At 73.1% G+C, this 9,089-nt stretch carries 12 protein-coding genes; 7 read left to right on the top strand and 5 right to left on the bottom strand.

What is annotated here, in order from left to right; all coding sequences use genetic code 11:
* Nucleotides 1-114 precede the first annotated feature (114 nt).
* The gene (locus HNR21_RS07450) at nucleotides 115-1,431 is read left to right on the top strand and encodes a salicylate synthase (RefSeq protein ID WP_119726671.1); all 1,317 of its coding nucleotides are present in this window, start codon (nucleotides 115-117) and stop codon (nucleotides 1,429-1,431) included.
* 4 nt (nucleotides 1,432-1,435) lie between these two features.
* On the opposite strand, the gene HNR21_RS07445 is transcribed toward HNR21_RS07450, so the two are convergent.
* Nucleotides 1,436-1,672 (bottom strand): MerR family transcriptional regulator, encoded by a 237-nt coding sequence (locus HNR21_RS07445; RefSeq protein WP_312880896.1) that lies wholly within the window; start codon nucleotides 1,670-1,672, stop codon nucleotides 1,436-1,438.
* A 56-nt stretch (nucleotides 1,673-1,728) separates the two neighbouring features.
* Between HNR21_RS07445 and HNR21_RS35915 the strand changes: the two genes are divergently transcribed.
* Nucleotides 1,729-1,860, top strand: coding sequence for a hypothetical protein (locus tag HNR21_RS35915; RefSeq protein WP_281402029.1), 132 nt, complete (start codon nucleotides 1,729-1,731; stop codon nucleotides 1,858-1,860).
* Here HNR21_RS35915 and HNR21_RS07435 read toward each other — a convergent pair.
* Nucleotides 1,857-2,585 (bottom strand): YqeB family protein, encoded by a 729-nt coding sequence (locus HNR21_RS07435; RefSeq protein ID WP_182704587.1) that lies wholly within the window; start codon nucleotides 2,583-2,585, stop codon nucleotides 1,857-1,859. The two genes, HNR21_RS35915 and HNR21_RS07435, sit on opposite strands and share 4 nt — an antisense overlap.
* A gap of 103 nt (nucleotides 2,586-2,688) precedes the next feature.
* On the opposite strand from HNR21_RS07435, the gene HNR21_RS07430 reads away from it, so the two are divergent.
* A complete protein-coding gene (locus HNR21_RS07430; protein WP_182704586.1) occupies nucleotides 2,689-3,429 on the top strand; it encodes a hypothetical protein in 741 nt (246 codons plus the stop codon).
* A 156-nt stretch (nucleotides 3,430-3,585) separates the two neighbouring features.
* Nucleotides 3,586-4,365, top strand: coding sequence for an aminotransferase class IV (locus tag HNR21_RS07425; protein ID WP_182704585.1), 780 nt, complete (start codon nucleotides 3,586-3,588; stop codon nucleotides 4,363-4,365).
* Between the two features lie 88 nt (nucleotides 4,366-4,453).
* On the opposite strand, the gene HNR21_RS07420 is transcribed toward HNR21_RS07425, so the two are convergent.
* Nucleotides 4,454-4,882 (bottom strand): PPOX class F420-dependent oxidoreductase, encoded by a 429-nt coding sequence (locus tag HNR21_RS07420; RefSeq protein WP_182704584.1) that lies wholly within the window; start codon nucleotides 4,880-4,882, stop codon nucleotides 4,454-4,456.
* A 280-nt stretch (nucleotides 4,883-5,162) separates the two neighbouring features.
* Between HNR21_RS07420 and HNR21_RS07415 the strand changes: the two genes are divergently transcribed.
* Entirely contained in the window at nucleotides 5,163-5,333 is a 171-nt protein-coding gene (locus HNR21_RS07415) for a hypothetical protein (RefSeq protein ID WP_182704583.1), read from the top strand.
* Nucleotides 5,334-5,403: 70 nt separating this feature from the next.
* On the opposite strand, the gene HNR21_RS07410 is transcribed toward HNR21_RS07415, so the two are convergent.
* Together HNR21_RS07410 and panD are read right to left on the bottom strand one after the other, a co-directional pair.
* The gene (locus HNR21_RS07410; RefSeq protein ID WP_182704582.1) at nucleotides 5,404-6,969 is read right to left on the bottom strand and encodes a (2,3-dihydroxybenzoyl)adenylate synthase; all 1,566 of its coding nucleotides are present in this window, start codon (nucleotides 6,967-6,969) and stop codon (nucleotides 5,404-5,406) included.
* Nucleotides 6,970-6,972: 3 nt separating this feature from the next.
* On the bottom strand, nucleotides 6,973-7,380 hold the full coding sequence (panD, locus tag HNR21_RS07405) for an aspartate 1-decarboxylase (protein ID WP_119726664.1): 408 nt from the start codon (nucleotides 7,378-7,380) through the stop codon (nucleotides 6,973-6,975).
* 74 nt (nucleotides 7,381-7,454) lie between these two features.
* On the opposite strand from panD, the gene entS reads away from it, so the two are divergent.
* Nucleotides 7,455-8,696: an enterobactin transporter EntS gene (entS, locus tag HNR21_RS07400; RefSeq protein ID WP_182704581.1), complete on the top strand. Its 1,242-nt coding sequence runs from the start codon at nucleotides 7,455-7,457 to the stop codon at nucleotides 8,694-8,696.
* Between the two features lie 79 nt (nucleotides 8,697-8,775).
* Complete coding sequence (locus HNR21_RS07395; protein ID WP_182704580.1) at nucleotides 8,776-9,087, top strand: hypothetical protein; 312 nt, start codon at nucleotides 8,776-8,778, stop codon at nucleotides 9,085-9,087.
* The last annotated feature ends 2 nt before the right edge of the window (nucleotides 9,088-9,089 follow it).

The raw sequence follows: 9,089 nt of genomic DNA, 5'->3' as shown, positions 1-9,089 counted from the left end.
GCGCCTGATCGGACAACGCCTGGTTAGGTTAGCCTTGCCTACGAAAATGACACAAGGTTAGCCTTACCTAAGTTGATCGGAGCCGTCCGATCCGGCAGAGGATGGGTTGAGGTCGTGTCCTTCGGTGTGCGCACGGATGAGATCCGCACGGAACTGGTGGTCGAGGTCGCATCCGACCCCCTGCAGGCGATCGCCAGGCTGGCGGGGTCGGGCCTGTTCGCCGGCCATGTCGTCTACGAACGGCCCGGAACCTGGACGTTCGCGGGCGGCGTGCTCGGCGAGGTGATCCTGGAGCCCGGCACGGTCCGCACCCGCTGGGCCGACGGCGCCGAGACCGCGCGCCCCTGGACCGGACGGCCCGCCGCCGCGCTGCGGGACGCGTTCGCCGAGGCCCCCTGGCCCGCGTGGAACGCCTACGGCTGGGTGGCGTTCGAGTTCTCCTGCCCGCAGGCCGCGGCGCCCGGGCAGCGGCTGGCGCACCTGGTCGTCCCGCGCGCCGAGGTCCGCATCGAGGCCGGCCACGCCGTGGTGACCGGCGTGGACTCGGTGGAGGTCGAGCAGGTCGGCAAGCTCCTGGCGGACACCACCCCCTACCCCGTGCCCGCCCCGGCCCCGGTGGACGTGCGGGTCGCCGACGACTACCGGGAACGGGTCGCCAAGGCCCTGGAGGAGATCGGCGCGGGCCTCTACCAGAAGGTCATCGTGTCCCGGCGGCTGCCGATCGGCTTCCCCGTCGACGTGCTGGGAACGTTCCTGAACGGCCGCGCCGCCAACACCCCGGCCCGCTCGTTCCTGCTGGACCTGGACGGCTTCCAGGCCACCGGGTTCAGCCCCGAGGTGGTCGCCCAGGTCTGCGCCGACGGCAGGGTGATGACCCAGCCGCTCGCCGGGACCCGCGCGTTCGGGCTCGGCGCGGACGCCGACACCGCCCGGCGGCGCGAACTGGAGAGCGACCCCAAGGAGATCTTCGAGCACGCCGTGTCGGTGCGCACCTCCCAGGAGGAGCTGTACGGGGTCTGCGACCCCGACACCGTGCAGGTCACCGGCTTCATGACCATCAAGGAGCGCGGCAGCGTCCAGCACCTGGGCTCCAGCGTCCACGGCCGCCTCGCGCCGGGCCGCTCGCCGTGGGACGCGTTCGAGGCGCTGTTCCCCGCCGTCACCGCCTCCGGCATCCCCAAGCCCGAGGCCGTCGACGCCATCACCCGCCTCGACGAGCCCCGCGGCCTGTACTCGGGCGCCGTCCTGACCCTCTCCCACGACGGGTCGCTGGACGCCGCCCTGGTGCTGCGCGCCCTCTACAGCTCCGGCGGCCGGGCCTGGCTGCGCGCGGGCGCGGGCATCGTCACCGGCTCCACCCCCGACCGCGAGTACGAGGAGACCTGCGAGAAGCTCTCCAGCGTCGCCCCGTACGTGGTCCGTTCGCGCTGACGGGTCACGCCCGCTCCAGCGCCTCGGCGAGCAGTCCGCCGAGCGCGCGCCGGGACTCCTCGAGCCGTTCGATCGTCTCGCCCACCCGGTGCAGCTCCCGGCGCAACTGGTCGATCAGGCCCGGGCACCCCGAGGGCACCGGCCTCCCGCCGTCATCGCGGACGCAGTCCAGCACCCGGGCGATGGCGGCGGTGGGCAGGCCCGCCGACAGCAGCCGGCGGATGTGCCGGACCCTGGCCACGTCCGCCGGGTCGTACAGGCGGTACCCGTTGGGCAGCCGCCGGGGTGCATGTGGCGATGGTGACCGTGGACGGTCCCGTCGCGCCGGGCACCGACTTCGATCCGGACCTCATCGCCGCGCACTACTGGCGGCTGCACGTCCAGCCGCCCGACCGGTGGGAACGGGAGATCGTGCGCACCGGGCGTTAGGCGTCGAGGCGGGGACGGGCCGGGCGGCAGAACTGGCGCTTGTTCCCGTCGTCGCGGACGACGACGCCGAGGCGGGCCAGCTCGCCGCGGAGCTGGGCGATCTCCTCCTTGTCGCCGTCGCGCAGGGCGCGTTCCCTGGCCTGCAGCAACTCGTTGGCACCTTCCGGCAGACCGGGGAGGCCGGGGACCCAGCGGCGGTACTCGTTGCGGTGCGGGTCGCCGTCGGGCAGCCAGGGGTAGCCGTGGGCCTGGAGCGCGGCGGCGAGCCGTTCGGCGCCGGGCAGGTCCGCGCCCTCACGGCGGGAGTAGACGGCGAGCTCCTCGGCCCCGTGCCCGAGGAACACCAGCCGCCCGTCGTCCACGAACACCCCGCTGATCGCCTGGCGTTCCAGGGTCCGGGCCTTGCCGTCCCGGGTGCAGACCACCTCGTCATCCGACACGTCCACCGTGACGTACTCGCTCTCGGCCAGCAGCGCGACCACCCCGCCCGCCAGCACGCCGAGCACCGCGAACCCGACCAGCCCGACCGGCTCGGACAGCGCGTCGAGCAGCTTGAACAGCGGCCGCATCGGCTTCCACCGCAGCTCCTCCAGCCAGTCGGCCAGCGCCCACAGCACCCCGCCGCACACCGCTCCGGCCACCGGGAACCCGCCCCACACCAGCAGCCGTACGCCCTTCCCCGGCCCGACCCGGGTCCCGTCTGCGGCGAACTTCTCAGCACCCATGCCGCCACCCTGACCGGTGCACGGGCCGCACCACAGCGGCCGACCGGCCCTCACGCCGCGACCTAAGTAGCCACCCCCATCGACCGCCGTCCATACTCCTGCCATGGAGGGCGCAGCGCCGCTCGCGGGCCTGGACGACGTCGGCTGGGACCGCCTGCTGGACTGCCGCGGCGACACGGGCAAGGTGCCCGAGCTGCTGCGGACGCTGTGGCGGTCCGGGGCCGGGGTCCTGCGCGAGCTCGAGGATCGCCTGGTCCCGTGGCACGACCTGAACGACTGCCGCGCCGTGCGGGACGCGACTCCGGCGGCCGTTCCGTTCCTGGTCAGGTTGGCACAGGACCGGCGGACCGCGGCGCGCGACGGTGTGCTGCACCTGCTGGTGCTCATCGCGGAGACCGCCGACCGGGGTCCGGTCGACACCTGCTTCGGGGTCTGGCCCGACCGGTGGCTCCGGGCGTGCGCCAGGGCGCTGGCCCGGACCGGTGTGGCGGGGTGGTGCGACCTGCTGGATGAGGACCCGGAGCGGCGGCGCGCCGTGCTCCGGATCCTGGCGGCCGCCGCCCGGGCCGACGAGCGGGTGCCGGGGCTCGTCTGGGAGTCCGTGCTGAACGCCGAGGACGGCGAGCGCCTCCGCGAGCGGGTGGTCTGCCTGGCGTACGCGACCGCCGAGGACCCCTGGGGCGAGTCCTGGGCCGATCCGCTGCGGGACTGGCTCGAACGGCCGGCCGCGCGGGAGACGGCGACCGTGATGCGGATCGCCTTGGAGCATCTGCCGTGGTGGGTCGATGCGGATACGCTCGATGCCCTCGGCGATCTCGTGTATGAGGGAATCGAACGCTGTTGACGTGCGGAAATGATCATCCCGGTGGTGCGGGTGCCGCGTGCACGGGGCGGGAGCCGGCGGTGGGCCGGAGCGCTGCGCGCCGCCCAGTACGGACGCCGCCCGGCTGTGGTTCCCCCACGTCATGAGCGGCCGGGCCCCGTGGCTAGGGTGCCGGGCATGAGCCTCCCACCCCTGTGGCGCATCGAGATCGACGGCCGTCCCGCCGAGGCCGAGGACCTGGCGCACACCGCCCTGGTCAACCATGGCCACTTCACGTCGATGCAGGTCAGGGGCGGCTCCGTACGAGGTCTGGCGCTGCACCTGGAGCGTCTGGACACGGCCAACCGCGAACTGTTCGGCGTCCCCGTGGACCGCGACCGGGTCCGCGCCCATCTCCGCCACGCGCTGGACGGCATCCCCGACGCGACGGTCCGCGCCCAGGTCTTCATGGCGGGCGACCGTCCCAGGATCCTGGTGGCGGTGCGCCCGCCGCAGCCGGCTCCCGAGGCTCCGCAGAGGCTGCGTTCCGTGACGTACGGGCGGCCGTTCGCCCACATCAAGCACACCGGAACGTTCGCCCAGCTCCATCACAAGGCCGAGGCTGAGCGCGCGGGCTTCGACGACGCCCTGTTCGTCGACTCCGCCGGCATGGTCTCCGAGACCACCATCGCCAACATCGCCCTCCACGTCGGCGACACCGTCGTCTGGCCCGACGCCCCCGTGCTGGAGGGCATCACCATGCAACTGCTGAACCGGGCCCTGGCCGCCAACGGCACCCCCGCCGAACGCAGGCGGATCCACCTCACCGACCTGGCCTCCGGCGACACCGTCTTCCTGACCAACTCCACCGGCATAACCCCGGTGGCCCGCGTCAACGGAACGCCCATCCCCGCCCGCCCCGACATCCTCAAGGAAATGAGAACCCTCTACGAGTCCACCCCCTGGGACCCCATCTGACCCGCCCCGGCGTTCGGCCAAGTCCTGGACGCCGGTCTCGGCGTCTATTCGGAGTCAGACCGGGGTGGCGTGGGTGCGCAAAGCGGGCTCACTGCCCGGCCTGGGGCCGGTGCACCGCACGGCGGGGTTTGTACCAGGTCTCGCCCACGGGCTCGGCTGCCATGTTCCAGCTCCACGAGACGGTGGGGGTGATCCGCAGGTAGAGGCCGGGGCCGACCATTCCCGTGCGTTCCACCGGCCCCTCGGCCTCCCCGTACACGCGGATCGCCCTGGCGATGAACGGCTCGAACGACACCATGTCGTCGATCACCAGCGCGACCTTGCGGTTCCCCGCCAGCACGTTGCGGAACTTGCGGGTCCGCAGCACCGCCTCCCCGACGCCGCCCACCCACAGGCACGTCCCGTCGAACTCGAACGCCACCGGCACCACGTCCGGCTGCCCGCCGTCCCCGAGCGTGGCCAGCCGCGCGAGCGACTGCGACCGCAGGTAGGCGATCTCTTCCGCGTTGAACGACATGAAGGGGTCCTCTCCTCGACATGGCGACGGCTCACCCTTCATACGAACGCCGCCCGCCCGGATCGACACCGGCGGCACGGCGCCTCCGAACGCGTGACCGCGCACCTACGAGTACCGCGGCCATCGGAACCTGGTGACGCGGGACCACTCCCCCTCGCCGCGACAGCGGCGGGCGAACACGCCATCGGTGCCCGTCCGCGCCGGGGTCACGGACGCGTCCGCCCGGCTCGCCTCGGGGATCGTCGACCGGCCCGGCCAGCGCCCCTGAGCGACCCGCACCATGACCGACGAGGAACGCTCGCCGGTCTCGGGGCCGGCGGCGGTCGAGGAGATCATCTCCCCGACCGCCGCCGGTGCGCGTTCACCGGCGCCGGCGATGTCCACGTCGCACCCCGGCATGAGTCCGCCGCGGCGGACTCGGTGCCTGGTGGCCGACGACGCGGTCGCCTGAAGACCGGTCCCGCTACGACGAGGCCCGCCATGGACCCTCTCCGCTCGGCACCTCGGCGCAGGGACATCTGTCAGGTGAGGCGGGCGGCGAGTTCCTTCTTGGAGATCTTGCCGACCGGGGTGCGGGGGAACGAGTCGACGACCTCGATGCGGTCGGGCCACTTGTAGTCGGCCACGCCGCGGTCGCGGAGGAACTCCTTGAGCTCGCGGAGCGTGGGGGGCTCGCCGCGGACGACGAGGAACGCGCAGGTGCGTTCGCCCATGACCGGGTCGGGCATGCCGACGACCGCCGCGTCGTGGACGGACAGGTGGGCGAGCAGGTGGCCCTCCAGCTCCTCGGCGGCGATCTTCTCGCCGCCCCGGTTGATCTGGTCCTTGGCGCGGCCCTCGACCACCAGGTGGCCGGACGGCAGCCGCCGGACCAGGTCGCCCGTCCGGTAGAAGCCGTCGGGGGTGAACGAGCGGGCGTTGTGCTCGGGCGCCCGGTAGTAGCCGCGCAGCGTGTAGGGGCCCCGGGTGAGCAGTTCGCCGACCTCGCCGTCCGGGACGGGCTCGCCGGTGTCGGGGTCCACGATGCGGATCTCGTCGGCCGGGGACAGGGGGCGGCCCTGGGTGGTCTCGACGAGTTCGGCGGGGTCGTCCAGGCGGGTGTAGTTGAGCAGGCCCTCCGCCATGCCGAAGACCTGCTGCAGCGCGCAGCCGAGGACCTTGGGGATCTGGGCGGCGGGCCCGGCGGCGAGCTTGGCGCCGCCGACCTGCAGCAGCCGCAGGGACGACAGGTCCTCGTCCGACCAGGTGGCCGCGTCCAGCCACAGCAGCGCGATCGGCGGGACGACGGCGCAGTGCGTGGCGCGTTCGCGTTCGATCAGCCCGAACGCCTCGTCGGGGGAGCCGGACGGGGCGAGCACGACGGTGCCGCCCACGGCGAACGTGCCGAGGATGCCGGGGCAGGCCAGCGCGAAGTTGTGCGCGGCCGGCAGCACCACCAGGTAGACCATGTCGGCGGACCAGCCGCAGACCTCGGCGCTGGCCTCCAGGTTGTAGACGTAGTCGCGGTGGGTCCGCGGGATCAGCTTCGGCAGGCCGGTCGTCCCGCCGGACAGCAGGAACACGCCCACGTCGGCGGGGTCGGGCCGCTCGTAGGCCACCGGGTCGGCGTCCAGCGACGCCAGGGCGGTGAACTCGGCGGCGTCGCCGTCCACGACCACGTGCTCGACGTCCAGCGCACGGGCCAGCTCGCGGTAGTCGAAGCCGCCGTGCCGGTCGGCGATCACGTACGCCCTGGCCTGCGACAGCTCGCACAGGTAGCCGATCTCGCTGTGCCGGTGCGCGGGCAGCGCCAGCACCGGCGCCGCGCCCAGCCGCACCAGCGCCAGGAAGACCACGACGAACGAGGCGGTGTTGGGCATCTGCACGACCACCCGGTCACCGCGCCGGACGCCGAGCCGGTGGAACCCGGCGGCGGTCCGTTCCGCGCGCTCGTCCAGTTCGGCGTAGGTGAGCCGCTGGTCGCCGGCGATCAGCGCGGTCTTGGCCGGGTCGCCGCGCAGCACGTCGCCGAGCAGCCGGTCGCTCCAGTAGCCCTCGGCGATGTAGCGGGCGGCGAAATCCTCAGGCCAGGGGGTGAATCCGTCCATCGCTCACCGCCCCGCGAGCTGGGCCTCGGCGCCGGGGACGGGCTCGGCCGGGTCGCTGCCGAGCGCCACGATGCGGTTGTCGCCGTCCACGTGCACCACGCGCGGCCGGTGGGAACGGCGCTCCTGCTCGTCGACGGCGGCGTAGGAGATGATGATCACCAGGTCGCCGGGCTGCACCAGCCGGGCCGCGGCGCCGTTGATGCCGATCACCCCGCTGCCCGCCTCGCCGGTGATGGCGTAGGTGACCAGCCGGGCCCCGTTGGTGATGTCGACGACGTGCACCTGCTCGCCCTCGACGATGTCGGCCGCGGCCATCAGGTCCGCGTCGATCGTCAGCGAGCCCACGTAGTGCAGGTCCGCCTGGGTGACGGTGGCGCGGTGGATCTTTCCGTTCATCAGGATGCGACGCACGGTCGGCCTCTCCCTGGATCAAGGTCAGTAAGGCTAGGCTAACCTTAGCTACTCCCCCGCCCGAGGAGAACCCCGTGCCGCGACGACTGGCCATGGACATCAGCCCGCTGCGGACCAGCCGCCCGTTCCGCAACGTCTTCATCGCCCGTACGGTCTCGGTGGTCGGCATCGGGATGCTGATGGTGGCGCTGCCGGTCCAGGTCCACGAGATGACCCGCTCCACGCTGCACGTCGGGGCGGTGTCGGCGGCCGGCGGATTCGCGCTGCTGGCGGGGTTCCTGTGGGGCGGGGTGCTGGCCGACCGGCACGACCGGCGGCGGCTGATGCTGCGCGCCCGGACCGCCGCCGGGATCGGGTTCGCGCTGCTGACGCTGAACGCCTTCCTGCCCTCCCCGTCGCTGGCCGCCCTGTACGTGCTGGCCGCCTGGGACGGCCTGGCCACCGGCGTCAGCGTCACCGCGCTGCTGGCCGCCACGCCCGCCCTGGTCGGCTCCGACAAGCTGGTGGCGGCCGGGGCGTTGAACGCGCTGACCGTACGGCTCGGCTCGATGCTGTCCCCGGCGGTCGGCGGCCTGGTCGTGTCGGCGTTCGGCGTCGGCTGGAACTACGCCGCCGCCGCGCTCGGCACCCTCGGCACCCTGCACCTGCTGACCGCCCTGCCCGAGCTGCGGCCCGCAGCCGAGACCCACGAGAACCCGCTCAAGGCGATCGGCTCCGGCCTGCGCTTCGTGACCGGTCACCGCGTCGTCGGCGCGCTGATGCTGCTGGGCGCCCTCTTCATGATCGCCGGTGGGATCCCCGTGCTGATGCCCGCGTTCGCCACCGGCCGGCTCGGCGGCGGCCCCACCACGGTCGGCCTGCTGTACGCCGCCCCCGCCTGCGGCGCCGTCCTGGCCTCCGTCACCAGCGGCTGGACCGGCGGCCTGCGCACCCCCGGCCGCGCCCTGCTGATCGCCTCCGTCGCCGGTTTCGCCACCCTGGCCTGCCTCGGCCTGGCCCGGCACCCCGCCCTGGCCGTGGCGATCCTCTTCGGCTACGGCTTCGTCGCCTCCATCGAGGAGATCCTCCGGTACGGCCTCATCCAGACCCACACCCCCGACGGCTACCTGGGCCGCGTCAACGCCCTGTGGTCGGCCCAGGAGACCGGCGGCGAGGCCGTGGGCTCCCTGGGCGCCGGAGCCCTGGGCCGCTACCTGGCCCCCGGCGACGCCATCGTCCTCTACGGCGCCGTCAGCTCCGCCCTGGCCCTCGTCCTGGCCCTGAGCCTCACCACCCTCCGCTCCGCCACCCTCACCCCCGAGCCCGAAACCGGCTGAGGGCCGTCCGCGGAGAAGCCAGGACCGCCACCCGCCGGACTCAAGTGCAACTAGTTGCCTCTGAAGTCATACTTGTCATATGCCAGCAGACACCAAGGGGCGCAAGGCCAAGCCCAGACGCGGCCACGGCAGGTCCCAGGCGCAGACTCTGGGATTCTCCGTCCAGCCCGAGGAACGGCCCATCCTCGATGAGCTCGTCGACTACTTCGGCGACGGCAACCGGTCGGCGTATCTCCGCGCCACCTACCGCGTCATGAAGTCGATCATGATCGCCGAGCAGTTGCGCGACCTTCAGGCATACGGCCAGCGGCGCACCGCCGAACTCGGCATCGAGCCGGCCGACGTTCCCGCCAAGGTCCGGGAGTTCCTGAAGGGCAAGGACGAGTCCTGACC

The organism is Thermomonospora cellulosilytica (genome assembly GCF_014138835.1).
Lineage (GTDB): Bacteria > Actinomycetota > Actinomycetes > Streptosporangiales > Streptosporangiaceae > Thermomonospora > Thermomonospora amylolytica.
This window is presented reverse-complemented; position numbering and strand designations above follow the sequence as displayed.

Excerpts from the sequence above, each read along its gene's own strand:
- HNR21_RS07435 (WP_182704587.1), bottom strand. The coding sequence starts at position 2,585 with ATGGGTGCTGAGAAGTTCGCCGCAGACGGGACCCGGGTCGGGCCGGGG.
- HNR21_RS35915 (WP_281402029.1), top strand. The coding sequence starts at position 1,729 with ATGGTGACCGTGGACGGTCCCGTCGCGCCGGGCACCGACTTCGATCCG.
- HNR21_RS07395 (WP_182704580.1), top strand. The coding sequence starts at position 8,776 with ATGCCAGCAGACACCAAGGGGCGCAAGGCCAAGCCCAGACGCGGCCAC.
- HNR21_RS07415 (WP_182704583.1), top strand. The coding sequence starts at position 5,163 with ATGACCGACGAGGAACGCTCGCCGGTCTCGGGGCCGGCGGCGGTCGAG.
- HNR21_RS07425 (WP_182704585.1), top strand. The coding sequence starts at position 3,586 with ATGAGCCTCCCACCCCTGTGGCGCATCGAGATCGACGGCCGTCCCGCC.
- HNR21_RS07420 (WP_182704584.1), bottom strand. The coding sequence starts at position 4,882 with ATGTCGTTCAACGCGGAAGAGATCGCCTACCTGCGGTCGCAGTCGCTC.
- HNR21_RS07410 (WP_182704582.1), bottom strand. The coding sequence starts at position 6,969 with ATGGACGGATTCACCCCCTGGCCTGAGGATTTCGCCGCCCGCTACATC.
- HNR21_RS07430 (WP_182704586.1), top strand. The coding sequence starts at position 2,689 with ATGGAGGGCGCAGCGCCGCTCGCGGGCCTGGACGACGTCGGCTGGGAC.